Raw genomic sequence first — 22,978 nt, 5'->3', positions numbered from 1 at the left:
ATTCGGCGGCCAGAGGCATGTTCCCCCGGGGGCGCAATACGTCGTATATTGGACCTCCAATAGCCCGGTCCCCCAAACACCAATGTCCGCCGAATTGACGCCGACCCCTGAGAAAAAGCGAACTTTTTCGCTCTCCATCGGCCAGCTCACCTTCGGCAGCTTCCTGTTGGTGCTGGCGGTGATCATCGTCACCTCGACCGCGAGCGTGATCGCGATCCGGCATATCGACACCACGTTCGCCGAGCTGCAACGGCTCCAGAGCGTTGGTGACCTCGCCGAGGACATCGACCGCCGCATGAACGAATTGCGCCTTGCCGCGCGCGACTTCGTCACCGATCCCGGCGCCGGCATCCAGTTCCAGCAGGTCGGTGAGGCGGCTTCCGCCTTAAGTGACATCCTGAAGAAGACCCGCATCGAGCTCGCGCCCGAGCAGCAGGACATGATCGACGGGGTCACCGAGCGGCTGGCGACCTACCGGACCGGCCTGGAGCGGATCTCGACCCTGATCGACCGCCGCGCCCAGCTGCTCGCCGGCCTGCCGCCGCTGCGCGACCGGTTCGACGCGGCCGTCGCCGGCACTGCGGACCGCGAGCTGGCCTCCCGCCTGTCTGAGGCGCAGAGCCGCATCGCGCTCGGACTGCTGGCGCGCAACCCGTCCGCGGCCGAGCAGGCCGCGGAGGGAATGCGGGCGATGGACATCGCCGATGGCAAGCTGAGGTCGGCCGTCAACGATTACGCCGAGGCGATCATGGCGGTCGCCGTCCGCGAGCGGCAGATCGCCGACATCGACCGCGAGGTGCTGGGCACCGAGGGCCGGCTGATCGGCCGCGTCACCGAATTGCTGCGCGAGGTCAGCGCCCGGCGCGGCCACGTGCTGTCGCGCGATTTCGCCCGCACGCTGACCGAGGCGCGGTGGCAGAGCATCGTGCTCGGCACGGTCGGCGTGCTGATCGGCATCGGCGCCGCGCTGTTCGTGGTGCGCAGGACCGTCCGTCCGCTCGCCCAGATCGCGCGCTCCATTCGCGCGCTTGCGGCGGGCCAGAAAGACACGTCGATCCCGTCCGCCGACGTCGACAACGAGATCGGTGACATCGCACGGGCGGCCGAGGTGTTCCGCCGCGCGCTCGAGGAGGCCGACACCGCGCGCGAAGCGGCGGTGCGCGCGCTTACCGAGCAGCGCCTCGCCGAGGAGAGCTATCGCAAATTGTTCGAGGGATCGGTCGATGGCATCTACGTGACGACACCGGCCGGCGACCTCCTCAACGCCAATCCGGCGCTGGCGCGGATGATGGGCTATGACAGCCCGCAGCACCTCATCGACAGCATCAACGACATCGCCCATACGATCTACGTACACCCCGAGGCGCGTGCCGAATATCAGCGGCTGATGGCGCGCGACGGCATGGTGCGCGAGTTCGAATATCAGGTACGCCAGCGCAGCGGCAACATCCTGTGGCTCTCCGACAGCGCCACCGGCGTGCGGGACGAGCAGGGCAACATCGTCCGCTATGAGGGCACGCTGCGCGATATCACCGACCAGAAGCGGGCGGAAGACGCCATCGCCGAAGGCCGGCGCCTGCTCCAGCAGGTCATCGACACCGTGCCCGCGGTGATCAATGTCAAGGACCGCGACCTGCGCTACGTGCTGATGAACCGCTACATGGCCGGCATCTTCGGCATCGAGCCGGGCGACGCACTCGGCCGCACCACGGCCGACCTGATGTCGCGCTACGGCGCGGCCAAGTCCGACGAGAGCGACAAGCGCGTGCTCAAGTTCCGCAAGGGACTCGGCTTCTATGAGGAGGAGTACAAGGACGCCTCCGGCAACATGCGGCAATGGCTGGTCAACAAGCTGCCGCTGCTCGACGCCGAAGGCGAGATCGAGCGCATCGTGACCGTCGCGCTCGACATCGGCGAGCGCAAGCGCGGCGAGCAGGAGATGCGCAAAGCCAAGGAAGCCGCCGAGACCGCGCTGCGCAATCTGCGCGAGACTCAGGCCTCGCTGATCGAGGCGGAGAAGCTCGCCGCGCTCGGGCGCCTGGTCGCCGGCGTCGCGCACGAGGTCAACAACCCGGTCGGCATCAGCCTCACGGTCGCTTCCGCGCTGGAGCGCAAGACCGCGATGTTCACAGCTGAGGTCGAGCGCGGCGAACTCCGCCGCTCCACGCTCAACGACTTCCTCAACACCAGCCGCGATGCTTCCTCGCAGCTGGTCTCCAACCTCAACCGCGCCGCCGAGCTGATCCAGTCGTTCAAGCAGGTCGCGGCCGACCGCAACTATTCGGACCAGCGCAGCTTCGACCTCGGCGACCTCACCGAGCAGGTGGTGATGAGCCTGCGACCCGGCCTGCGCAAGCACAATCTGACGCTCAACGTCGAGTGTCAGCCGGACCTCACCATGAACAGCTATCCCGGCCCTTACGGCCAGGTGCTGACCAACCTGTTTCTCAATTCGGTGGCGCACGCTTTCCCGGACGGCCGGCCGGGGACCATCGACATCCAGGTGCGCGAGTCCGGCAAGGACAATGTCGAGATCATCTTCTCCGACAATGGCTGCGGCATGTCGCTCGACGTCCGCCGCCGCGCCTTCGATCCGTTCTTCACGACGCGACGCGACCAGGGCGGCACCGGCCTCGGCCTGCACATCGTCTACAGCATCGTCACCAACCGGCTCGGCGGCCGGCTCGATCTCGATTCCGAGCCGGGCGGCGGCACGCGCATCCAGATGATCCTGCCGCGCATAGCGCCGCTCGAACAGGCGGCGGAATAACCAGGTCGCGGACTCATTAGCGCGCGGCGCTTCGGCGATCGTTACCCGCGAACGAGAGCCGCGCCCAGGATGAGACACCCGGCGCCCAAAATGCGTGTCAACGTGATCGGATGGTGCGGCAGGCTGAACATCCCGATGTGGTCGAACGCCAACGAACCGAGCAACTGACCCACGACGATCAACGTCAATACCGTCGCCACGCCGAGGCGCGGCACCATGAGGATGCTGGTCGCGATGAAGATCGCGCCGAAGATTCCCCCGGTCCATGCGATCAAAGGAGCTCGTCCGACCAGGGCGGCAGCGGGTATCGGCTCGCGCACGGCGACCAGAACCAGCAGCAACGCGATTGTCCCGCCAAGATAACTCACGAACGCCGCCCACCTCGCTGATTGCATGGCGTTGCCAAGGCTGGCGTTCAGCACCTGCTGAAAGGCGAGGCTCAGGCCTGCGGACAGGACCACGAAAGGTGCCAGGAGGTTCATGCGCGGCTCGCAGTGGCATGGAGAGGTGGAGCCAGCTTAGCGCCCGAGGCCAATTCACGTCTGGAACGAAATCGACCGTCTCAATCCGCGAACGCTGAACGGTAGGCGGCAGGCGTTGCGCCGTAAGCGCGTCGAAACAGGCGACCCAGGTGGCTCTGGTCGGAGAACGAGCCGGCATAAGCCACGTCGGCGACGGTGTCGCCGCGCTTCAAACGCGAGCGTGCCCACGCCAGTCGCAGCGCAAGACGATAGGCGGCGGGGGTCATTCCAACCTCTCGCTTGAACAGCCGAATGAAGCCATCTGTCGATCGACCCTGCCGTGCCGCGATCGTGCGGATGGCGAGATCGTCGCACGAAACCAGCTCCGTCAGCGCGGCACATCGGGCCGGCCGCGTGAGACGTCTCGGGCACGAGCCGATCGCGTCGAGCATCTCGTCCGGCAAGGTTGCCCGCGAGTTGCGGATACAGAGCGGCCCAGAGATCCCTCTCACCGCCGCATGATCGCTCGATAGATAGAGATGGCTGACGATCGAGCCGGCGCCGCCGTGCGAGGCGTGCGGTACGTCCGCCGGGATGACGACGATATCGCCAGCGATGGCGCGGAACTCTCCGACCGTGGTCACGTACATGCGCCATCCTTCGCTGACGGCGGCAACCTGGACATCCGGATGTACGTGACAGGCGAGCGCGACTGACTGAGCCGCCGCGAGGTGGCCGAGCTCGATCGCCGCGTCACGTGCCCATGGGCGATATGTCCACGATCCAGGCATCCCTACTGCATACGATCTATTGCTCAGGATGTCAGGGGCTTGCTGCGGACTAGTTTTGGCCGTGCGTCGTGACTTATGGCGGCACGCCCTAATCGACGTCAGCGAGCCTGTGCAGCGTCGCGCCGAAGATCTGGCTCGCCTTGCCGACCAGCGCCGTGCCAGTCATCTCCCCGCGCGTCTCCGTGAAGGTGCCGCTGACGCCGATGCCGACGGGGGCGGGGCCGCCGAACAGCGGATTGTCGTCGCCGCGCGGCGAGGTGTGGCGCTGCACCAGGACCTCGCCTTTGAACGTGCTGTTGCCCTTCACCGTGTAGCTGCCGGTGTAATAAAGGTAGGCGTCGCCGCCAAGGATCTTGCCGTCGCGGAAGAGAATGACGCCACTGCCCTTGCCGACTCGACCGTCGAGCAAGGTCACGTGAATCGAATAGAGGCCGTTCTTCATAACGTCCCGCAGGTCGGCCGCCATCGCCCAATGGCGTAACCGGTAGAGCATTTATGCCAAAGCGCGTCCGCCGGCGCAACGCGTCACTTTTGCCGGTTAGCGGGAGCCTGCCGTCGCGACCGTAGTTGTCCCGGCTTGTGCGTGACGCCGTCATGACGGTCTGATGATGAGGCGAGGCCGAACGTTGCGAATCGGAGTTGGCCCGCGAAATGCATAACCATTGTTGCACTGGCCGCGGAGTGCTGGAGCAAGACGAACGTGAGCAACTGGATCGATTCCGGCGGCGATGAGCCGCGTCTGTACGGTGCGCGTCCCACGAATTGCAAAAGCGAACGACGGCGGATCGGCAGCGCGACACGCTGGCTAAGCGTGACAAGGCTGGCGTGCGCCTTGGGCCTGATTGCGCTCGCGGCTCCCTTCGGGCACGCGCGTGACCGTGGCCAGTTCGTCAACACCAATGCGGATTTGAAGGCCTGGTTCGACGGTCTGCGTAGCGGCAAGGGGCCGTGCTGCTCCGACGCCGACGGCTCGGCGCTCTCGGACTCCGACTGGGACAGCAAGGACGGGCACTATCGTGTCCGCGTCCCGCGCTATGGCTCCGCCATCGACGGCCAGCCGCAGGAACTCGTCTGGGTGGACGTGCCGGAGGAAGCCGTGATCTCGGAGCCGAACCGGGTCGGACGGACCATGGTCTGGCCGATCTACGGCTACATGGGCGTCACCATCCGCTGCTTTATGCCCGGTAGCATGACGTAGGCCCACCGGGGCAGCGCTTCGCCCGGAGGGCCGATGCCTGATGCCGTTCGGGCCGCGTCAGGTATACTTCTTGTCGCGCTCGAGCAGCTCGATGGAGATGCCTTCGGGGCCGCGGATGAAACAGATGCGTACGCCGGGCCTGATCGTCGTCGGCTCGCGCGTAAAGGTGACGCCCTTGGCCTTGATCTCGGCGGCGACGGCGTCGATGTCTTTTACCGTCAGACCAAAATGATCGAGGCCCTGATGCGGATGCGGGGGCGGTGGGCTTACGGCGGCGTCGCCCTCGAGCGGCGCGATGAAGACCCTGGCGCCGCCAAGGTTCACGTCGATCCGTCCCGGCGCGCGCACGATCTCGCCACCGAGGATGTCCCGCAGCCAGGCCGCCGTAGCCTCCGGATCGGGGCTGCGCAGATGGACGTGATCCCAAGTGACGACTGGCATTTCATTCTCTCCCAACGCGGTCTTTCGATGTTGCGCCGCATGTTTAACGGCCCCAGCCGGCGATCGCCACCGTCTTTGCTGATTCGCACCGGGCCGGGAACCTTAGTTCGTGTTCCCGATTAAGTGAAACGGTGGCTTAGTCCGTCGTAGGACGTGCTTCAGCCGCTGTCGGTGATGAAAACCATGAACGTTAGGCTTGACCGGTTCGGGTTGGGGCGTTTCGCCGGGACTGGCGAACGATTGGCGCGGGCCGTGACGGTTGCGAGCGTCTCGTTTGGCCGAAGCCTGCTGTGGCTGCTGGCAGCGATCATTGTCGGCTGCGGAATCTGGATGCTACTGCCTCTCTCCAAAGGCAATAGCGCGCAACCGGTGACCACCGGCCTGGCAGCCGTCGAGACGGCTCCTTCAGGCGATGCGGCAGCTGCGGGCTCGCCGTCTTCCGCAGCTCAGGCGCCGGCAATGGCAGAACTTGGTCGTCTCAGGATTTCATCGCAGACCTGGCGCCGCGGCGGCCTCGGCTCGAAGGCGCTGGTGACGTTCACGCTGCGAAACGACAATGACTATGCCGTAAAGGACGTCGAGATCGTCTGCGTGTTCGCGCGGCGCGACGGCAGTCATCTCACTGATCGCAGTCGTGTGCTGGCGGACGCTGTCAGCATGAAGAGCCGCAAGACCTATGCGCATATTCCCGTCGGCTTCGTCAATGTGAATGCCGACCAGGCGAAGTGTTCGCTGGTTGCAGCACGCCGCGCCTAAAGGGCGGCATTTTTCCGGATAGCGCAAAAGTTACCATCCGCAGGTCTTGGCCAAAATACTTGGCGTTGCCATTTGAACCAAAGGGGCAGGGCCAGGAACCAACTAGAGAATCGCCTGTTAAGGCGAAGAGCCCACGCGGGGATGCGGGGGGCGGAGCGCGGCCAATGCCCATCTTTCGGTATTTCATCTTTGTCGGTGGAGCTTTGCTCACACTGTTGTTTGCGGCGGATTTCATGCTGCCGGCAGCACCCGTGGCGCAAGCTGTTGCGACCGCGAGCAACGACCAGCCGCTGATCCGAATCCGGTCCGATCGCCATTTGCCTGAACGTGTCGTGCTCGACACCAGCCAGCCGACGATCGCCGCGCCTGCGATGAAGACCGCCGTCGTTGCGCCTCAGCCGCCAGTGCAGGCTGGCATGTCGCCCGCATTGGCCGAGATGTCGGCCAAGGTGCGGGTCCGCGAGACGTTCGCCCAGTTCACGCCGGGCCCGAAGGCCGATACCGCCGCCGCAGCCCGGAAGACCGAGGCCCAGGTTCAGGCTGCCGCGGCTTCTCCGGCCCAGGCTCAGCCCAAGCGCAAGGTCGTTAGGACGCATCGGGCGCCGCAACAGGCACAGCCGATGATGATGGCCCAGCAGCCGTATTTCGGCCTTTTCAACACGACCTGGTGAGGGCGCCTTCGACTCGTCTCGAACGGAGGCGGGTGGGGCTTTTTATTGGTCGGCCTCTCTGCTAATTCGAACCCATCCGAACGCCGTCTGCTGCGCGGAGTCGCCAGCAGTGGATAAGCGCGTCTCGGTTGCGGCCCAATGCTGGGCCAGGGCGCTCGTAGCTCAGCTGGATAGAGCATCGGATTTCGATTCCGAGGGTCGGAGGTTCGAATCCTTCCGAGCGCGCCACCCCTGTCGTTGTCCAGCCCGGACACATAGGTAACAGGTCGTACCTAAGACATGGGTGACAACCTCGTGCCGAACGGGTTGTCGAGGGGTTGCAGGGTCACTCACTCCAAGCATTCATGGCACAGCCGCATTGTTGCTCGGCACGCGCGTTCGCCGTCAACCCCGCGCGCCAAAGGCGCGCCCCTGCGGGCTGCGGGGGTTGACCGCTCAGCGCGGCCGAGCCAAGGGCTGCCGTGCCAAGAATGAGCAAGACTGCCTCTCGGTCAAAGCGAGGATGTCGTACCGGAGACATCGGTGACGGGCTTTGGGCCGAATGGGTTGTCGAGGGGCTGCAAGGTCTTTTGCTCCAGGTCGAAGTAGCCCAGATCGTAGTGCATGAAGCTGACGAGCCAAATGCCGTCGTCGACCTCCTTGATGCCGAGCTTTTGGCCGGCCAGCACGACGGAGATATTGATTTTCTTGCGGTGCAGGCAAAGGCGCCCACAGGATGTGATGACGACGTCGCGATCGTGGAAGGGATAGGTCAGTTCGGGCAGGCCATCGTAGCGGCGTGCTGAAGCTGTGTAGAGGTCTGCGGGACGCTTCATATCGAGAGCTTCGTGAGGGCGTTCCTCATTGAACTCGTGCCGGAAGCTATCAAAGCGATCCTGCTGCTGGAGGCTGTTGAACCCCGGCGGTCTGGTGGCTTCCCTTTTGAGCGTGAGATGCATGCGCTCATGACGGCCGTTCTGCTGCGGATGGCCTGGCTTAATGCGCTCGATCGCAATGCCGAGCCGGAGCCACCACACTGACAGCTTCGAGAGATTGAACAAAGCATTGGGACTGGCAAAGGGGACGCCATTGTCGGAGCGGATGGCAAACGGCAGGCCGCGCTCGCGGAACAGCTGCTCAAAGGCTGTGAGGGCAGCGTCTTCGCGCGTTGAGTCCAGCGCTTCGCAGAGCAGCAGAAAGCGCGAGGCATGGTCGGTAACGGTCAGTGGATAGCAGTATCGGCCATTGCCGAGCTTGAACTCGCCCTTGAAGTCGGCGCACCACAGATCATTGGGGAGCGTGCCCGGCGACAGCGGCGTGCCGTGCGCATGGTGGCGCGGCCCGCTGCTGCGCTTGACCAGACCGTGGCGGTCGAGCACCGCATGAATGGTGCTTTTGGCGGGAACCCTGATGTCGCCATCGAGCCGGCGTACCAGCAGTTCTCGGATCTTGCGGGCGCCCCAGTGCGGCTTCTCGGCCTTGAGCTGGACAATCAGGGTCTCGACCTGTTGCGGGAGCTGATTGGCGTAGCGTATGGGCCGCCTGGAGCGGTCGCTCAACGCCCCAAGCCCTTGCTCCTTGTAGCGGTCGAAAATCTTATAGCCGGTCTTGCGGGAGATGCCGAACTCGCGGCAGACCTCGGTCATGGCTTCCCCATCCAGAAGCCGGGCGACAAAGCGCAGGCGCTCTTCCATTACCGAACTCACTTTCCACGGCATCCACACCTCCCGCAGAACAAAAGCGGAAAGTGTAACCCATGTGTCCGGTACGTTCTGTCACCTATGTCTCGGGCCGCTCATCCTTCGTTCTAGATCTGTTCTGTATCAGCACTGATGCCGGTCACCATCGCTGGGGCTGGCGGCGTCAGCCTGCCGACACTCGGATTTGCCGGCCACGGGCCAGCGTGTCCGAGGGCGCCTCGTGGAAGGTCGCGCGGTATGCTGCGGCGAACTCACCGAGATGATGGAAACCCTGGGCGCGCGCGCATGTAGCGACGGTGGCGCCGCCGCCTTTGAGGAGGCGGGCGCGGGTCGCCCACAGTCTTTTGAGGCGAATGTACTGGTGCAGGCTCATGCCACGCACCTTGCTGACCGCCCCGCCGAGCGTCCGGATCGAGACGCCAAACTCGCTGGCAAGATCGGCCGTATAGATCGGAGCGGTCGGATAGGCTGCGACGTAATCGTCGATCTGCTGAACGAGTTTGATCGACCGCTCGCTGCGAACGGAGGTGCTCCGATCTGACAGGGGATCGATCCGAAACAGATCATCGAGCGCGAGCAGCAGGCCTTCCTGGAGATGGGCGGCGACCTCGGTAGTCTCGAACAGGCGCGGCTGCACCGATGCGGTTCGCAGAATGTCGAGCAGGAGCTGACGTGCGTGGAGCAGGGCCGGCCGGTTCGCGACCTGGGCCCGCAAATCGTCGGCACGATCGAACCAGCCCCGGTCTCGCAAGATAGGCGAGAGGATGATCATCGCGTGATGATTGGTCTGGGGTTCGACGTAGTGGCATTCATCGTTACCGCGCAGTGCAACGAAGAAGCGGGCGTCGAGATCCACACCCCTGAAATTGGCCCGAAGGTCGTCGGTCATCGCCAGGATCACCATCCCGCCCGGCATCCGATAGGCGGTGTCGAGGATGCGCGCGAACGACCTCATCACGACGATGCGGCATGCCGGCAGGGAGACGACGGCGCGGGCCGCCGCGAAGTTCGCAACGTCGAGCGGAATGCTCCTCGCGTCCTCCATCGACTCGATCGGCCGAAACGCATCGACGTCGGCAAAGCCGATCAGTTGGAGCGCGGAGGACGGGACGAGGGCGTCGAACAACATGCGTCTGGGCGGCTGCTGCAATGTGACAGCAAATGGATGTCGGTGCATCGCCATCAATGGCGAAACATCATGCTTCAGTAAATCGGATTTCGTGCCGTAGTATTGCGGACCTCATGCCATGAGCCACGGCAGATCAATGTCGCCGTCAACCTTCTCTGCTGATCGGTTGGCCGGAGGCGAGGTCGATGAAATGCAGGCGCGTGCACGCGGGACAGGCAAAGGACGCAAAGCTCCGACCCTCCTGTCTTTGCCCCTTCTCCAAATGCGTCTGCACATTCATGCCCGTCTGGGGGCATCGGAAAACGATCAAATCGGCCATCCCCGTACAATGACGAAGTGACGGATTTCATCTTTGATCTAGATCAGTTTTGGAATTGCTCCAGGCTAGCCGCGCAGGTGGTCGGGGCAAGCGGTCTACGGTCTCGCAAAAGCGAAGGGGCCCCGAGGGCCCCTTCGATATCACCAGCGGCGATAGCCGTAGCCATAATAGCGTGGGCCGTAGTAGCGCGGCGCATAATACCGGGGGCCGTAGTACGGCCGCGGTCCGTAATACCCATAATAGTTCGGACGCCACCAGCAGCGTCCCCAGGCGTTGCAGACCATGCGGACCTGCTCGACGTCGGAGACTTCTGGCGTTGCAGGTGCGGGCGCGATGGGCATGGCGGACGCCGCCGGCGATGCCGCGAGGGCACCGAACAGGGATGCGGCGACGAGGCCAATCTTGAGCTTCATGATGTCTTCCTCCGCTGACGCGATGCAGGATATCGATGAGGTTCTGATCAAATTGTGGCGGAACCGAAATGTAATGCTGATGAACAAATCTTCAGCGAGCCCGCCGCAGGCGTGACCTTAATGCGCCAGACTATTCCAGGTTCGAGCGTCTGACCAATGTTGCGCTGGCGCCGGCAGGTGCCGCACGACATGCCGCCATCCTTGATCCTGCGCAATTCGTCGGCGCGGCTTCATCCCTAGTCTTGCCGCACGGCCAGCCCTTCGAGGAATTCGAAGGGCAGGCCCATGGGTTGCTTGGAGCTGTGCAATGGACAAGATGAGACTGGACAAGGGTGACTGGCTGGTCGTGTGCGACGGGCGCAAGGCGCTCATTCTGGAAAATCTCGGCGACGAGATGTTTCCGAACCTTCACACCAGGGAAGTGCATGAGCAGCCCAACCCATCGACCGGCGCGCTAGGGACCGATGCGCCGGGCCGATTGCATGGGGCGGCCGGCGGGGCGCGCAGCTCCGTCGAACAAACCAATTGGCACGATGAGGCTGAGCGCGCCTTCCTGCGGAGCTTGGCCGGCCGTCTCGATGCCGCCGTCAGTGCGGGAGAGACCTCGGCACTGACTATGGTGGCCTCACCGCGTGCGCTGGGCATGATCCGCGCCGACTATTCCGACGTGGTGCGCAAGGCGCTTCAGTGCGAGGTCGGTAAAGACCTCGTCAAGCTGCCGGTCTACGAGATCGAGAAGCAATTGCTCTGGTCGGGCGCCGCGAGATAGGGGCGCCCGCGGGGAAGGACGCGCGGCGCCTCAGTAGCAGGGGTGCCGGCGGCCGTCCTGGCCGATATAGGCGGCCGCGCCCCGGTAGCAGTGGTTGGTCGACGGGCCGTCGTAATAGGCGAAGGTCCCGGGGGTGATGCCGGGCCCGTAATTGTGCAGATAGCTGATCGGATAGGGCAGCGGGTTGGCGTAGGAGCGGTGATACCGGTGATGTCCCCGCGCCTCCGCGAGGCCAGGGGCTAGGATTGCAGCCGACAGGGCAGCAACTGCGGCTACAAGCTTCAACTTGCTCATCTCGATTCTCCGGAACCCGCGAATAGGTCGGCCATTTATAGCAATTTCGGGTGGCCAGGACATCGGTTCGGAGGCGCGGAATCAGGCCCAACCCCGCAGATTTCCGGGTGGGTGTGACAGAATTGCCGGACATGCGGTCGAAAGCTGCCCATTTTTGGCCTTTTCGGGATGCTTAACGAATTCCCCACACAAGTATGACCAAAGACTATTCGGCTAAGAATCTTGCTGCCGGCCCTTGGGGGGCTCCTTCGAGGCCGGTCCATTCCTGAAGGCTTTCGCCGTCACGTCGCCATGCGCATCCCGCTTTTGAGCCTGCTGTCGCTCTGCCTCGCCGCCGCTACGCCGGCGCGCGCCGAGCTGCACATCACCCGCGACCACGGCGGCTATGTCGAGGAGTACAAGGCCAAGTACAAGCGCGTGCGTGAGAAGGGCGAGCGCGTCATCATCGACGGCATCTGCAATTCGGCCTGCACGCTCGTGCTCGGCATCGTGCCGATGAACAAGATCTGTGTGACGCCGCGCGCCAGCCTCGGCTTCCACCAGGCCTACTACGACAAGGCCTTCACCTTCGGCATCAAGGTCACCAGCGCCGAGGGCACCTCCGATCTGATGTCCTACTACCCCGACAAGGTGAAGGACTGGATCCGCCGCAATGGCGGGCTCACCACCGACATGAAGAAGATCAAGAACGGGGTCGAGCTCTGGAAAATCATCGATCCCTGTCCGGAAGAATGGTGAGCGGTTAAACCGCGGCTTCCGCTGCCCGTCGCAGCGCAGCATCGCTCGTCCGGAAATTCGTATTGCCGCATAGGGCCCCATCGGGCAATGAGGCGGCAATGAACCACAATCCGGAAGCCCTGACCGCCCGCGCGGCGCCGATCCTGTTCGTCCTGCTCTGGAGCACCGGATTCATCGGCACGAAATACGTCGTCAACAATGCCGATCCCTTGACCTATCTCGCCATCCGCATGGCGATCGTGGTTGGCCTGATGGCGATCATCGCAGGCATCGCGCGGCCGAAATGGCCTGATGGCACCGGCACTGCGCATAGCGCGGTCGCCGGCATTCTGGTCCACGGTTTCTATCTCGGCGGCACCGCGATCGCGATCGCGCATTCGATTCCGGCCGGCCTGTCCGCGCTGATTCCGGGCCTGCAGCCGATCCTGACCTCGACCATCGCCAATCGCTGGCTCGGCGAGAAGGTGACGCCGCTGCAATGGGCCGGTCTCGTGCTCGGCCTCGGCGGGGTCGTGCTGATCCTGCACAACCGCCCGATGACCGGCGAAGCCGGGCTCGGCTGGCTCGCCTCGGTGGTCTCGCTGATCAGCATCACGCTCGGCACGCTCTATCAGCGCCGCTACTGCAATCACATCGACTGGCGCGCCGGCAATCTCGTGCAATACGTGTCCGTCACAATTTTCTTCGCGATCGGAGCCTTTCTGTTCGAAGACCGCGTGGTGCACTGGACGCGGGAATTCGTGCTTGCGCTCGCCTGGCTGGCCGTGGCGCTCTCGATTGGATCGATCGGGCTGTTGTACTGGCTGATCCGCCACGCCGCGGCAACCTCGGTCGCGAGCCTGTTTTATCTGGTGCCGGCCGTGACGGCGCTGATGGCCTATCTGCTGTTCGGAGAAAAGCTGGACGCAATTGCCATTGTCGGCATGGCGCTCTGCGCCGCAGCGGTCTTTGTGGTCAATCGACGCTCTTAGCGATATCCAGCGCGCACAGCCCTGACGTGTGTCGACTGTTTTCGTGCTAGGGTGGGGCATTCAACCTATTTCTTTTTCAGCGCGGTGATGTCCATGAAGAAGGCGAGGCGTGCATATGGGGTCGCTTGAGGCGCCGTTCTCGATGACCGAGGGCGGCTACGTGATCAAGAAGTTCAACGGCAGGCGGGTGATCAAGCAGTTCGGCTCACCGGAAAAACGGCGGCGCTTCAACGCCGAGGACCGGCGCGGCCATCGCAGTGAATTCCGCGATCCCAAGGGCAAGCATCATCCTGGCCGGCGCGCAGCCAAACGGCGAGGGTAGGCTGGCGCTGGAGCTGTCTCCGGGCGCGCCCGCGCCCGGAGATCTGCTCTGAGTGCGATCAGCGCTTGGCCTTCTTGGCCTTCTTCTTCGACTTGGCGGCTTTCTTGGAGGCTTTCTTGGCGGCCTTTTTCGCGGCTTTCTTGGACGATTTCTTTGCGGCCTTCTTCGTGGTCTTCTTCGCAGCCTTCTTGGCAGTCTTCTTCGGCGCTACTTTCTTCGTAACCTTCTTGGCGGCTTTCTTCACCTGCTTGACGGCGGTGACCGCGGCGTCCTTGGTCGCTTCCACGGCGGTGGTGATCGTGCCCATCGCCTGCTCTGTGATCGGCTTATCGTCGTCCATGTCGTCCCCCATTGTTTGAACGAAGCGATGACGATAGCGGGTTTCAAAATTGTGTCAAAGCAACGCTCAACCTTTGCGGATCTTTGCGTAGGCGGCGAGCGCTCGCATCCCTTGGCATGATCGACGATCAGCTGCGGGCATGATGCCCGCGCTCGCAAGCTCGATCGGCGTTGCCTGCCACGGCGGGTGGATCAGCTTCGCCGGCCGGTCCTTCAGCTCCGGCACCCAGCGCTAGGCTTTCGATGGCATCGCTTGCGAGGTTCGGTGGAGGACGCAGCTCCTTCGATGCGGGCAGGGGGCGCCAGGCGCCAGCACGGGCGGCTGGTCAGGGGTGTCCTCGTTTACGATTTGGAAAGCATGCCGCGGGCCGCGGTGCGAACGGTCGTTAATGAGGCCGTAAGCCGATTGCACGAATATGCAGGAATTACGGGGGTCATTTCATCCATGTCCAACCTTCTCACGGCGAAGTTCCTGCCGCAGTTCAAGCTCGGCACCAAGGCCGTCCTGTGCGCGGTACTGCTGATCGCCATGAATACAGCGCTCGTGGTCGGCGCCGGCTATTGGTCGCTGACATCCGCCTTCAATGATCGAGCGCTCCGCGACATCGAGGTCAATCTGCGCACGCTGGCGCTGGCCTTTGCCGAGACCGTTCCAGACGTCAAGATCACGATCCGGGATGGCGCCGTCCAGCGCGCCGAGATTCCCAAGATGCCCGACCTCAGGGATCACGCCATCGTCGATCGCGCGGTGTCCTATGTCGGCGGCAATGCGACCCTGTTCGTGTTCGACGAGGCGAGCGGGCAATTCGTGCGACGCTCGACCAACGTGAAGAAGGAAAATGGCGACCGCGCCGTCGGCACCCAGCTTGCCGCCGATCATCCGGGGCAGGCGCCGCTGCGTCGTGGCGAGGCCTATAAGGGGCCGGCCACGCTGTTCGGTAAGACGTTCATGACCGCCTATTTCCCGATTCTGGACGCGACCGGCAAGGTCGCCGGCATCCTCTATGTCGGCATCCCCATGGCCCAGTTCGAGAGCATGCTGTCCCAGGCGATCGAGAGCATGGCCGCCGCCGCGGGTCTCGCCGCGCTCCTGGTCCTGATCCTCACCTTGGTGATCGTCCGCCGGGTCACGAAACCGCTCACCTCGGTCACGCATTCGCTCACGGCGCTTGCCAACGGCCAGAGCGACGTTGCGATCGAGTGCGAGGACCGCGCCGACGAGATCGGCGAGATCGCCCGCACGGTCGCGGTGTTCAAGAGCAATTCGCAGGAGCGGGCACGCTTGCGCAGCGAACAGGCGGCGGCAACGACCGCCGCGGCCGAGCAGCGCAAGGCGGAACTGCGCAACTTCGTCGAGGAGTTCCGCGGCAGTGTCGGCGGTATCCTCGACAAGGTGCTGACATCATCGGGCGAGTTCGAGCGCGTGGCTCGGCAGCTCACCGATGTCGCGCGCTCCACCGCCGATCTGTCGGCGCGATCCGCCGGAGCCTCCGAAAGCGCCTCCGAGCACGTGCGTTCGGCGGCCTCGGCCTCCGACGAGCTGTCTCAATCGATCTCCGAGATCACCCGCCGGGTGCAGGAATCCAACGAGATCTCCGCCGAGGCGGTGCGGCAGGCCTAGGCGACCGACCAGCGCATCGCGCAGCTCTCGGAAGCCGGCGCGCGCATCGGCGACGTCGTCAAGCTTGATCACCTCGATCGCCGAGCAGACCAACCTGTTGGCGCTGAATGCCACCATCGAGGCCGCGCGCGCGGGCGATGCCGGCCGCGGCTTCGCGGTGGTGGCCCAGGAGGTCAAGACGCTCGCCGGCCAGACCGCCAAGGCGACCGACGAGATCTCGAACCAGATCGAGAGCATGCAGCTCGCGACCGAGGAATCGGTCGCTGCCATCAAGGCGATCAGCCAGACCATCGAGCGCATCAGCGGCATCGCCGGCTCGATCTCGGCTGCGGTCGAGCAGCAGAAAAGCGCGACCCACAACATCGTGGCCAGCGTTCGCGCGGCGGTGTCGGGCACGGCCGATGTCGCCGTCAATGTCCGTCACGCCGCCAAGGGCGCGGGCGAGACGGGCGAGACCTCGAGCCGGATGTTTGCCTCCGCCCAGGCGTTGTCGGGCGAGAGCCTGCATCTCAAGGCCGAGGTCGACGGCTTCCTCGACCGCGTCCACGCGGCGTAGGGGCTGGCGTGTAACCTGACACCGTCATCCCGGGATGGTCCGAAGGACCAGACCTCAGGTGCGCAATTGCGCACCAGAGTTCGGTCCTGCGGACCGCCCCGGAATGACAGTTGAGTTATTTCGGCTGCGGCACGATGCGGATGTAGGGCTTCGGCTCCTTCCAGCCCTGCGGGTAGATCGTCTTGGCCTCGTCGTTGGAGACCGAGCCCGCGATGATGACGTCTTGCCCTTGCGTCCAGTCGGCCGGCGTCGCGACGCGATGCTTGGCGGTGAGCTGGAGCGAGTCGATGGCGCGCAGGATCTCCTGGAAGTTTCGCCCTGTGGTCATCGGGTAGACCAGCACCAGCTTGATCTTCTTGTCCGGCCCGATGACGAAGACGTTGCGGACGGTCTGGTTGTCGGCCGGCGTGCGGGTGAGGGGATCGCCCGAGGTCGAGGCCGGCAGCATCTCGTAGAGCTTGGAGACGTTGAAATCGGTGTCGCCGATCATCGGATAGTTCGGCGCAGCGCCTTGCGTCTCCTTGATGTCCTCCGACCATTTGGAATGGCGGTCGACCGGGTCGACCGAGAGGCCCATCAGCTTGACGCCGCGCTTGTCGAACTCCGGTTTCAACTTGGCGAGAGCGCCGAGCTCGGTCGTACAAACCGGCGTGAAGTCCTTCGGGTGCGAGAATAGCAGGGCCCAGCTGTTGCCGATCCAGTCGTGGAACTTGATCTTCCCTTCGGTGGTCTCGGCTTCGAAGTCGGGTGCGGTGGCGCCGATCGGAAGTGTCATGGTTCTACCTCATCTCATTGAATTTACTTTAGAATTCAGCTTTTGCCGTCATCGTCAGTATAGAATGCCGGAGAGGCCAAGTGAACCGGCTCAAGTAAAATGTGAATTCCTTCTTTGAAGAGCCGATTTTCTAGCACCTTTCTGTTACAGCGGCGCCTGCGGCGAAACATCTCCATCCGGGGTCACACGGTCGCGATTGCCCCGAGAATGCCTTTTATGACTTTCATCACGCTCGCCCGGCGCTTCCTAGAACCAGAATGGTCCTAACAGCGACCAATTGGCAACCATCTAGAAAAGTCGCGATCCCCGTATCGAATCGTTAACCACCCCTTTACGTCGGCATGAAAATGCTGGCCGATCAGAAGAAATCTGGAAGTGAACTATGTCTGCCGCTGCGCCTAAGCCTACCGACTCGCCGTCCCTCGAACCGTCCTGCCGCGATACCGCGGCCCATGCGCTGAGCATCGTGCGCGACGGCGTGATCACGGGGGAAGGCCCGACCACCAAGGGAAGGGTGCATTTCTCCCGTTCGCTCGATGCCGATGACACCGCCTGGTGCGTACGCATCCTGACCGCCACCGCCGTCAACGACCAGCCCGTGAGCCGCACCGAGGCCGAAGTGCTGTTCGAGATCAACGAGGCCGCGACCGAGCGCGCCGATGGTGGCCGGTTCGATGACCTGCTCGCCAAGGCCGTCGCCCATTATGCCGCCAGCGCCTCGGGCCTGAAGGTGCCGCCGCGCAGCGTCGCGCTGTCGGCCGACACCGAGATTGAGAGCTGGGCGCCGTCCTATGCCTCCAAGGTCAACAGCGAGATGCTGGAGTGGATCGCCGGCCAGATGCGCGGCAAGCGCCACAACAACCGTCGCCTGATGGCGATGGTGGCGACCTTCCTGGGCGCCACCGCGCTGCCTCTGGCAGGCCAATTGCCGAACGTGTTCGACATCGGCATGTAAGATTTGCGCTTGTAAATTTACGCGTCTCAATCGAGGACGCGATGAAGCGGCGGGGTTATTTCCCCGCCGTTTTTTGTTTGCCGCCCTCAACCTCGAGCCCGAGCGTGCGGCCGGGGAAGCCGGCGGCATCGAAATAGCGCTGGGTGCCGACGCGCTGGAAGTTCAGCACGGTCATCAGGCCACCTTCGGCCGGTTTGGACTTCAGCGTGCCGGCATAGGCCTTCGGCACCGTGCCGTTGGGCATGGCCTCCGACATCACGCGGCCGACGAGATCGCCATTCTGCGCGCCGCGCAGGTCCATGAGCCGGGCAGCGGTCATGCCGACGTCGGCATTGCTGACCGGGATCTCGTCGACATAGCCGGCTTTGAAGTCCGGACCGATGGCGGCCATGAAGTTCATGGTGTCGCCGCGGCTGAAGCTGCCATGCATGCCTTGGCCCTGGCGCAGCACGGTGTCTGCGACCTGCACCGAGCAGTTGGTCGGCGCCTCGCCGCAATCGCTGGCATAGGAGCGGAAGTTGACGACGATCGACGGCGTCGGCGTCGCCGACTTGCCGCGCAGATTGATGCTCGACAGCGGCAGGGTGCCGGGGAAGCGGCCGAGCGAATCCTCGACGAACAGGCCCGAGACGTAGTCCTGCTCGAGCAGCGCCTTGATCGTCTTCGCCGCCAGCTTCTTGTCCTTGCTCGGCAGATAGATCAGGTCGGAGCCGCCATTGGTGGCGACGACGAGATCGGGCTTGGTCGGATCTTTGCCGAGCACGCCGTTGCCGGCCTTGGGATGCTTGTTGCCCTCGATCTTCGCATTCTTGTCGTTGGGGTCGAACAGCGGCAGGTCGAGCGCTTTCGCAAGGTCGAGCGCCAGGAAGCCCATCGGCAAAAAGTCCTTCGGTGTGTCATCATAGCTGATCTTGGCCGAGGGGCTGGTCTTGCTCTCCTTGGAGATGGTCGAGAAGCCGTGGTCGGCCGAAACGATGATGTTGGTCGAGGCGGCTAGCCCGAGCTCGTCGAGCGCCTTGCGGAGCTGGGCGAGGTTGGTGTCGGCATTCTTGATGCCGGCCATCGAGGTGGGGCCGTTGATGCCGGGCTTGATCTGATTGAGGCTGTCGCCGGTATTGTGCTGGCTGCCGTCGGGGTCGCGCGACCAGAACACCAGCACGAATGGCTTGTTGCGTGCCTTGAACATGGGTAGCACCACCTTGGTGGCGACATCGGCGAAATAGGCCTGCTGCGCGACGTTGGCGACCGTGGTGCCAGGGGTTTTGGCATCGCCCGCCTTGGAATTGTCACCGCGCGGCGGCGTGGCGGTGGGCAGGCCGGCCTTGGTCAGCGCGTCCTTCACCTCGTCCGAGAGCGCCACGCCGATCTTGCCGCCGGTGGCGTCGTCGAACACGATCGAATGCAGACCGGCCTTCTCGGGCTTGTCGGTGTGATCGAACTGGTAGGTGGGACCATGTTTGCCCAGCGCGGCAGTGCTGAACCCCTTGTCCCGGGCCATCTTCAGGATGGTCTCTTCGTTCAGATAGTTGCCCTTGAAATGCTCGTCGATATCGCCGAGCACGGCGTCGTTCTCGATGAAGGGGACCACCGTGTCGCCGGCGGGGCCGGAGGTGTAGTTGGTCCAGATCGTGTTGGAGAACACGCCGGTATCGCCGAGATAGTGTCCGGTCGACATCGCCGAGCCGTTGGCCATGGTGAAGGTCGGGAAGAGCGAATGCGGGTTCTTGAAGTTGACGCCCTTGTCGCGGACCTCGGCCATTGCAGGCGCCGTCTCCGGTGTGACCTTCAGCGCGCGAAGACCGTCCGGAATGAACAGGATCAGGTTGCGTGGCGTGTTGTTCTGGGCGGAGGCAAGTCCGGTGGACAGGATGGTCAGTCCGGCGGACAGCAACACCAGTGAACGGCGCATCAAATCTCTCCCTGCGGTGAGGCGGCTCGGCCGCTGGCGGCGGCCCCGGCTTCGTTTAGTTTCGCTGCATGACCGTTTTGTTACAAGAGCGAGAAGCGTGCAAAGAAGGGCAGAGCACTCGCGCATCCCGGACGCGCTGCCAGGAGGGCGGCGCGTTTCGCTGTTGCATGGGCCCCGGCTCTGCAGCGCACCGCTAAGAAGCGCTGCGCTGCGTCCGGGGCACGAGAGCGGAGTTTGACGCGCAACTGCCTCAACATCGTCATTGCGAGCGCAGCGAAGCAATCCAGACTGCCACCGCGGAGGCAGTCTGGATTGCTTCGTCGCAAGAGCTCCTCGCAATGACGGAGTTTGAGGCGGCATGGTCGCTCATCAATCCCATTTCAATTGCAGACACACCTTCTCATCCTCGCGGCTTGTTCGCCCGAGCTTTGCTTCGATGCCTTGCCCTCAATGAAAGAGGGCGCAGGGAAGACCGGGAGCCGGTTGGCTCCTATGGACCGCCATGCCAAGAGCAGATTGCGTGTGCTTCAATGCATAGCGGGAAACAGGGCAACCGGAGACATCCCGGCCTTCCCTGCGCAGTGGTTGGAACGGCTTATGTCGCGCTCTCCTCGGGGAGCGATGCACTATTGCCCCCGTCGGCTTGCGGATGGCTGATGCGCGCGTCCGGTTGGACGACACACATCACCGCCAGACTTGGCGCACAGAACCCCGGGCGCCAGGACCACACGATTTGGCCGTACGCGAACCGCACCCGTCGTTGGCGAGACGCTTTCGCTCACGGTTGCCCGCCCTGCGAAGCCTTTCGCGCCGGTGTGGTCCATGTCCACCGCCGCCCGGCCCGCGTTCGTGACGATCGCGATACGCCCCTCTTCCTTGGGCCGGGTTGCGCGACACATACGTCATTTCCGAATTTCGGTAAAGCGGAATATTTTGGCCGCCGCGCATTGACCCATGGCTTGCGTGTTTTGCCCGACAGGCAACGCAAGGTCTTGTAGCCGGATGGAGCGCAAGCGTAATCCGGGATTCCATCCGTGCGGACCCAGCGGTCCCGGATTACGCTGCGCTCCATCCGGGCTACGGCCATTATCGCGCAGCCGGCGGCAACGGCGATTCTTCAGCTCACAATACGTAGGCCGCAAAAGAACAACCCGCCGCTCGATGAAGGCGACGGGTCGTGCAAATGAAGCCCTGTCGCTACCAGCGATAGCCGCCGGTCAGCGTGCCGTTGTTGTTGCCGTCAGGGCCGACGTCGCCCTGCGTCGAGCTCGGGGTCGGATGGCGGATGCCGTAGTACGCGCCATACGGTCCGGCGACGTCAGGATAGTACGCGCGCGGCTGAACCGGTTCGTAGGCGGGCGCGTCCCAACCCACGCGCGGTCCGTTCCAATCGTAATAGCCCTGCGCCGATGCGGCTGTAGCGCCTGCGACGAGCGATGCCGTGACCAGGCAGAGGAGTTTTGACTTGTTCTGCATTCGAGTGCTCCTTGCTTGTGTCGGGGCCCAACGGTTGCAATGCGGGAGCGTTCCGGACTTATGGGCCAGGAGCGATCAACTCCGATCAACTGGTTATGAATCGCGTGGCGCGGAACGAAGTCGCTCAAACGGGACGGGAAATCCGGACGTTCTGCCGCACCATGTTCCCCGTTAATCCCGTGTCTTAACCAATAATTAATTATACGTTTGCGGGCGGGCGACAGCCCGGCCTAGCGTGCGGTGGGGAGCCGCTACCTGCGAAGCCAAACGAGTTGGTGCGTATCATGATGTCGAGATCACAAGGGGCGCTATTCGCCTCGCTCAGCGCAGCCGCGCTGCTCCTTAGCGCCAGCGACAGTTTTGCCAGACCCGGCGGCGCCGCGCCGCATGGTGTCACCGCAGCTCCGTCAGGAGCAATGGCACGTGCGCCGATCGGGCCGGGAGCCCGGTTCCACCGGCGCAGCAATCCCTGGGTCTACTGGCCGGGCGGGGGCGGGTTCTTCTACGACGGCGCGACGTACAGCCAGCCTTTCGGCGAGGCGGCGCAGCCGCTCTCCAATGACGTGCGCTACACCTATACGTATGACGTTCCCTGGGATTGGGCGCATCGCTTCCCGCCGAACGTCGTGCCCTCCGACCGGCCCTATGTGCCGAGCTGCCCGACCGAGCAGGTGACGGTGCCCGGGCGCGGCGGCGGCGAGCACACCGTCAACATCATGCGCTGTTACTGAGCTAGCCCAGTTCGAAGCTGGTCACGCCGAAGACGCGGTCGATGCGCAACGGCGGGATCGGCCCGGTGTACATCCGCGCCGTCTCGAACACCGGCTTGAGCCCGAGCTCGCCCGCGAGCGCGATGGCCTCGCGATTGACGGCGGGGACATCGAGAAAGACCTCGCCGCCGTCTGCGTTCGACAGCAAAGCTTGCACGATCGCTTCCGCCGCCGCGCGATCGTGCGCGACGAGCGGGCCGATCTTGTGGCCCGTCCGGCACGGCCGGATCACGCCCCAGGCGGCGAGCTTGCCATCGCGCAGCAGCGCGCGGCCGACATGGCCCGATGTGTTGATCCAGGCGCGCAGGAAGGCGCTGCGCGGCGCAGGGAAGACGGTGGCGTCATCAGCTTCAACAAGTGCAAACGGGATCTTGTCGAGGGCGACGACCTCGGCGGGCGGTTTCGGTGGTGCGGTCACGATGCCGCCATAGCGGATATTGGCGTAGGCGAGCTGGAAGCCCGATTTCCTGTAATTGTCCTGCTGTGCGACCACGCCATCGAGCCCGATTACGCGGGCGCCCGCATGCGCGATCGCCGCGTTCCAGATGCGCAGGCCGTGGCCGCTGCCGCGAAAGTCTGCACGCACGATGTAGAAGCCGAGGAAGGCGAAGCGGTCATCGTAATTGACGCAGGAGACGGTCGCGACCGGCTCGCCGTCGATCTCGCCGACTAAGAAACCTTGCGCGTCAGGGATCGCGAAGCAGGCAGCATCGGCCAGGCCCGGATTCCAACCCTCCGCCGCGGCCCAGTCGATGGCGACGGCGATCTCCTCGGGACGCAAATTGCGGATCTGCAAATCACTCATGACGGATGCTCTCGACGGTGGACCTGACAGCGGGTCCGGCGGTAGAAGGC

22 protein-coding genes, 1 tRNA gene and 3 pseudogenes are annotated in these 22,978 nt (G+C 63.9%); 12 read left to right on the top strand and 14 right to left on the bottom strand.

What is annotated here, in order from left to right; all coding sequences use genetic code 11:
* Positions 1-82: 82 nt before the first annotated feature.
* A complete protein-coding gene (locus LRP30_RS24050) occupies positions 83-2,770 on the top strand; it encodes a PAS domain S-box protein (protein WP_091889788.1) in 2,688 nt (895 codons plus the stop codon).
* Positions 2,771-2,811: 41 nt separating this feature from the next.
* Here LRP30_RS24050 and LRP30_RS24045 read toward each other — a convergent pair whose 3' ends face one another.
* The 3 genes from LRP30_RS24045 to LRP30_RS24035 all read right to left on the bottom strand — a co-directional run bounded on the left by LRP30_RS24045 (position 2,812) and on the right by LRP30_RS24035 (position 4,464).
* Positions 2,812-3,252 carry a DMT family transporter gene (locus LRP30_RS24045; RefSeq protein WP_249756512.1) on the bottom strand — a complete coding sequence of 147 codons (441 nt, stop codon included), beginning with the start codon at positions 3,250-3,252 and terminating at the stop codon, positions 2,812-2,814.
* An 80-nt stretch (positions 3,253-3,332) separates the two neighbouring features.
* Positions 3,333-4,022, bottom strand: coding sequence for an AraC family transcriptional regulator (locus LRP30_RS24040; RefSeq protein ID WP_249756511.1), 690 nt, complete (start codon positions 4,020-4,022; stop codon positions 3,333-3,335).
* Positions 4,023-4,110: 88 nt separating this feature from the next.
* Positions 4,111-4,464 carry a GrlR family regulatory protein gene (locus LRP30_RS24035; protein WP_249761820.1) on the bottom strand — a complete coding sequence of 118 codons (354 nt, stop codon included), beginning with the start codon at positions 4,462-4,464 and terminating at the stop codon, positions 4,111-4,113.
* Positions 4,465-4,722: 258 nt separating this feature from the next.
* Between LRP30_RS24035 and LRP30_RS24030 the strand changes: the two genes are divergently transcribed.
* On the top strand, positions 4,723-5,220 hold the full coding sequence (locus tag LRP30_RS24030) for a hypothetical protein (RefSeq protein ID WP_128933178.1): 498 nt from the start codon (positions 4,723-4,725) through the stop codon (positions 5,218-5,220).
* A 57-nt stretch (positions 5,221-5,277) separates the two neighbouring features.
* Here the strand turns inward: LRP30_RS24030 and LRP30_RS24025 are convergent, their stop codons facing one another.
* Complete coding sequence (locus LRP30_RS24025; protein WP_128933180.1) at positions 5,278-5,661, bottom strand: VOC family protein; 384 nt, start codon at positions 5,659-5,661, stop codon at positions 5,278-5,280.
* Positions 5,662-5,844: 183 nt separating this feature from the next.
* Between LRP30_RS24025 and LRP30_RS24020 the strand changes: the two genes are divergently transcribed.
* The 3 genes from LRP30_RS24020 (at position 5,845) to LRP30_RS24010 (ending at position 7,316) form a co-directional block, all read left to right on the top strand.
* On the top strand, positions 5,845-6,417 hold the full coding sequence (locus LRP30_RS24020; RefSeq protein WP_249756510.1) for a hypothetical protein: 573 nt from the start codon (positions 5,845-5,847) through the stop codon (positions 6,415-6,417).
* A 164-nt stretch (positions 6,418-6,581) separates the two neighbouring features.
* Positions 6,582-7,088, top strand: coding sequence for a hypothetical protein (locus tag LRP30_RS24015; RefSeq protein ID WP_249756509.1), 507 nt, complete (start codon positions 6,582-6,584; stop codon positions 7,086-7,088).
* Between the two features lie 151 nt (positions 7,089-7,239).
* Positions 7,240-7,316 (top strand) — tRNA-Arg (locus tag LRP30_RS24010).
* Positions 7,317-7,579: 263 nt separating this feature from the next.
* Here LRP30_RS24010 and LRP30_RS24005 read toward each other — a convergent pair.
* From LRP30_RS24005 to LRP30_RS23995, 3 genes are all read right to left on the bottom strand, one after another.
* Positions 7,580-8,785 carry an integrase core domain-containing protein gene (locus LRP30_RS24005; protein ID WP_249756508.1) on the bottom strand — a complete coding sequence of 402 codons (1,206 nt, stop codon included), beginning with the start codon at positions 8,783-8,785 and terminating at the stop codon, positions 7,580-7,582.
* Between the two features lie 145 nt (positions 8,786-8,930).
* Entirely contained in the window at positions 8,931-9,896 is a 966-nt protein-coding gene (locus LRP30_RS24000) for an AraC family transcriptional regulator (protein WP_249756507.1), read from the bottom strand.
* Between the two features lie 459 nt (positions 9,897-10,355).
* A complete protein-coding gene (locus LRP30_RS23995; protein ID WP_128933186.1) occupies positions 10,356-10,628 on the bottom strand; it encodes a hypothetical protein in 273 nt (90 codons plus the stop codon).
* Between the two features lie 307 nt (positions 10,629-10,935).
* Between LRP30_RS23995 and LRP30_RS23990 the strand changes: the two genes are divergently transcribed.
* Positions 10,936-11,397, top strand: coding sequence for a host attachment protein (locus LRP30_RS23990; protein WP_249756506.1), 462 nt, complete (start codon positions 10,936-10,938; stop codon positions 11,395-11,397).
* Positions 11,398-11,427: 30 nt separating this feature from the next.
* On the opposite strand, the gene LRP30_RS23985 is transcribed toward LRP30_RS23990, so the two are convergent.
* On the bottom strand, positions 11,428-11,691 hold the full coding sequence (locus LRP30_RS23985; RefSeq protein WP_128933188.1) for a hypothetical protein: 264 nt from the start codon (positions 11,689-11,691) through the stop codon (positions 11,428-11,430).
* Between the two features lie 291 nt (positions 11,692-11,982).
* On the opposite strand from LRP30_RS23985, the gene LRP30_RS23980 reads away from it, so the two are divergent.
* The 3 genes and pseudogenes from LRP30_RS23980 to LRP30_RS23970 all read left to right on the top strand — a co-directional run.
* Complete coding sequence (locus LRP30_RS23980; protein WP_091889766.1) at positions 11,983-12,429, top strand: hypothetical protein; 447 nt, start codon at positions 11,983-11,985, stop codon at positions 12,427-12,429.
* Between the two features lie 98 nt (positions 12,430-12,527).
* Positions 12,528-13,400, top strand: a complete 873-nt coding sequence (locus LRP30_RS23975; protein ID WP_249756505.1) for a DMT family transporter — start codon at positions 12,528-12,530, stop codon at positions 13,398-13,400.
* Positions 13,401-13,512: 112 nt separating this feature from the next.
* A pseudogene (locus LRP30_RS23970) lies at positions 13,513-13,722 on the top strand (hypothetical protein); the annotation flags it as partial.
* A gap of 58 nt (positions 13,723-13,780) precedes the next feature.
* Here the strand turns inward: LRP30_RS23970 and LRP30_RS23965 are convergent.
* Together LRP30_RS23965 and LRP30_RS23960 are read right to left on the bottom strand one after the other, a co-directional pair.
* Complete coding sequence (locus tag LRP30_RS23965; RefSeq protein ID WP_164939110.1) at positions 13,781-14,062, bottom strand: histone; 282 nt, start codon at positions 14,060-14,062, stop codon at positions 13,781-13,783.
* Positions 14,063-14,128: 66 nt separating this feature from the next.
* Positions 14,129-14,293, bottom strand: a pseudogene (locus LRP30_RS23960) (deoxyribodipyrimidine photo-lyase); the annotation flags it as partial.
* 213 nt (positions 14,294-14,506) lie between these two features.
* Here LRP30_RS23960 and LRP30_RS23955 point away from each other — a divergent pair.
* Positions 14,507-16,238: pseudogene (locus LRP30_RS23955) on the top strand (Cache 3/Cache 2 fusion domain-containing protein).
* 115 nt (positions 16,239-16,353) lie between these two features.
* On the opposite strand, the gene LRP30_RS23945 reads toward LRP30_RS23955, so the two are convergent.
* Entirely contained in the window at positions 16,354-17,013 is a 660-nt protein-coding gene (locus LRP30_RS23945; RefSeq protein WP_091889756.1) for a peroxiredoxin, read from the bottom strand.
* A 382-nt stretch (positions 17,014-17,395) separates the two neighbouring features.
* On the opposite strand from LRP30_RS23945, the gene LRP30_RS23940 reads away from it, so the two are divergent.
* Positions 17,396-17,968, top strand: coding sequence for a hypothetical protein (locus LRP30_RS23940; protein ID WP_164934933.1), 573 nt, complete (start codon positions 17,396-17,398; stop codon positions 17,966-17,968).
* 55 nt (positions 17,969-18,023) lie between these two features.
* Here the strand turns inward: LRP30_RS23940 and LRP30_RS23935 are convergent, their stop codons facing one another.
* Complete coding sequence (locus LRP30_RS23935; RefSeq protein ID WP_249756503.1) at positions 18,024-19,877, bottom strand: nucleotide pyrophosphatase/phosphodiesterase family protein; 1,854 nt, start codon at positions 19,875-19,877, stop codon at positions 18,024-18,026.
* 1,197 nt (positions 19,878-21,074) lie between these two features.
* Positions 21,075-21,353, bottom strand: coding sequence for a hypothetical protein (locus tag LRP30_RS23930; protein ID WP_128943283.1), 279 nt, complete (start codon positions 21,351-21,353; stop codon positions 21,075-21,077).
* 284 nt (positions 21,354-21,637) lie between these two features.
* Between LRP30_RS23930 and LRP30_RS23925 the strand changes: the two genes are divergently transcribed.
* Positions 21,638-22,084, top strand: a complete 447-nt coding sequence (locus LRP30_RS23925; protein ID WP_249756502.1) for a hypothetical protein — start codon at positions 21,638-21,640, stop codon at positions 22,082-22,084.
* Position 22,085: 1 nt separating this feature from the next.
* Here the strand turns inward: LRP30_RS23925 and LRP30_RS23920 are convergent, their stop codons facing one another.
* The gene (locus tag LRP30_RS23920) at positions 22,086-22,928 is read right to left on the bottom strand and encodes a GNAT family N-acetyltransferase (protein ID WP_128941219.1); all 843 of its coding nucleotides are present in this window, start codon (positions 22,926-22,928) and stop codon (positions 22,086-22,088) included.
* Positions 22,929-22,978: the final 50 nt, after the last annotated feature.

It is taken from the genome of Bradyrhizobium sp. C-145, from assembly GCF_023375135.1.
Lineage (GTDB): Bacteria > Pseudomonadota > Alphaproteobacteria > Rhizobiales > Xanthobacteraceae > Bradyrhizobium > Bradyrhizobium zhanjiangense.
The sequence above is the reverse complement of the archived record's forward strand: the minus strand, read 5'-3'. Positions and strand labels throughout refer to the sequence as shown.

Bases quoted from the DNA above. Each gene is read 5' to 3' on its own strand.
- LRP30_RS24050 (WP_091889788.1), top strand. From the start codon at position 83: ATGTCCGCCGAATTGACGCCGACCCCTGAGAAAAAGCGAACTTTTTCG.
- LRP30_RS24045 (WP_249756512.1), bottom strand. From the start codon at position 3,252: ATGAACCTCCTGGCACCTTTCGTGGTCCTGTCCGCAGGCCTGAGCCTC.
- LRP30_RS24040 (WP_249756511.1), bottom strand. From the start codon at position 4,022: ATGCCTGGATCGTGGACATATCGCCCATGGGCACGTGACGCGGCGATC.
- LRP30_RS24035 (WP_249761820.1), bottom strand. From the start codon at position 4,464: ATGAAGAACGGCCTCTATTCGATTCACGTGACCTTGCTCGACGGTCGA.
- LRP30_RS24025 (WP_128933180.1), bottom strand. From the start codon at position 5,661: ATGCCAGTCGTCACTTGGGATCACGTCCATCTGCGCAGCCCCGATCCG.
- LRP30_RS24020 (WP_249756510.1), top strand. From the start codon at position 5,845: ATGAACGTTAGGCTTGACCGGTTCGGGTTGGGGCGTTTCGCCGGGACT.
- LRP30_RS24015 (WP_249756509.1), top strand. From the start codon at position 6,582: ATGCCCATCTTTCGGTATTTCATCTTTGTCGGTGGAGCTTTGCTCACA.
- LRP30_RS24005 (WP_249756508.1), bottom strand. From the start codon at position 8,785: ATGCCGTGGAAAGTGAGTTCGGTAATGGAAGAGCGCCTGCGCTTTGTC.
- LRP30_RS24000 (WP_249756507.1), bottom strand. From the start codon at position 9,896: ATGTTGTTCGACGCCCTCGTCCCGTCCTCCGCGCTCCAACTGATCGGC.
- LRP30_RS23995 (WP_128933186.1), bottom strand. From the start codon at position 10,628: ATGAAGCTCAAGATTGGCCTCGTCGCCGCATCCCTGTTCGGTGCCCTC.
- LRP30_RS23990 (WP_249756506.1), top strand. From the start codon at position 10,936: ATGGACAAGATGAGACTGGACAAGGGTGACTGGCTGGTCGTGTGCGAC.
- LRP30_RS23985 (WP_128933188.1), bottom strand. From the start codon at position 11,691: ATGAGCAAGTTGAAGCTTGTAGCCGCAGTTGCTGCCCTGTCGGCTGCA.
- LRP30_RS23980 (WP_091889766.1), top strand. From the start codon at position 11,983: ATGCGCATCCCGCTTTTGAGCCTGCTGTCGCTCTGCCTCGCCGCCGCT.
- LRP30_RS23975 (WP_249756505.1), top strand. From the start codon at position 12,528: ATGAACCACAATCCGGAAGCCCTGACCGCCCGCGCGGCGCCGATCCTG.
- LRP30_RS23965 (WP_164939110.1), bottom strand. From the start codon at position 14,062: ATGGACGACGATAAGCCGATCACAGAGCAGGCGATGGGCACGATCACC.
- LRP30_RS23945 (WP_091889756.1), bottom strand. From the start codon at position 17,013: ATGACACTTCCGATCGGCGCCACCGCACCCGACTTCGAAGCCGAGACC.
- LRP30_RS23940 (WP_164934933.1), top strand. From the start codon at position 17,396: ATGTCTGCCGCTGCGCCTAAGCCTACCGACTCGCCGTCCCTCGAACCG.
- LRP30_RS23935 (WP_249756503.1), bottom strand. From the start codon at position 19,877: ATGCGCCGTTCACTGGTGTTGCTGTCCGCCGGACTGACCATCCTGTCC.
- LRP30_RS23930 (WP_128943283.1), bottom strand. From the start codon at position 21,353: ATGCAGAACAAGTCAAAACTCCTCTGCCTGGTCACGGCATCGCTCGTC.
- LRP30_RS23925 (WP_249756502.1), top strand. From the start codon at position 21,638: ATGATGTCGAGATCACAAGGGGCGCTATTCGCCTCGCTCAGCGCAGCC.
- LRP30_RS23920 (WP_128941219.1), bottom strand. From the start codon at position 22,928: ATGAGTGATTTGCAGATCCGCAATTTGCGTCCCGAGGAGATCGCCGTC.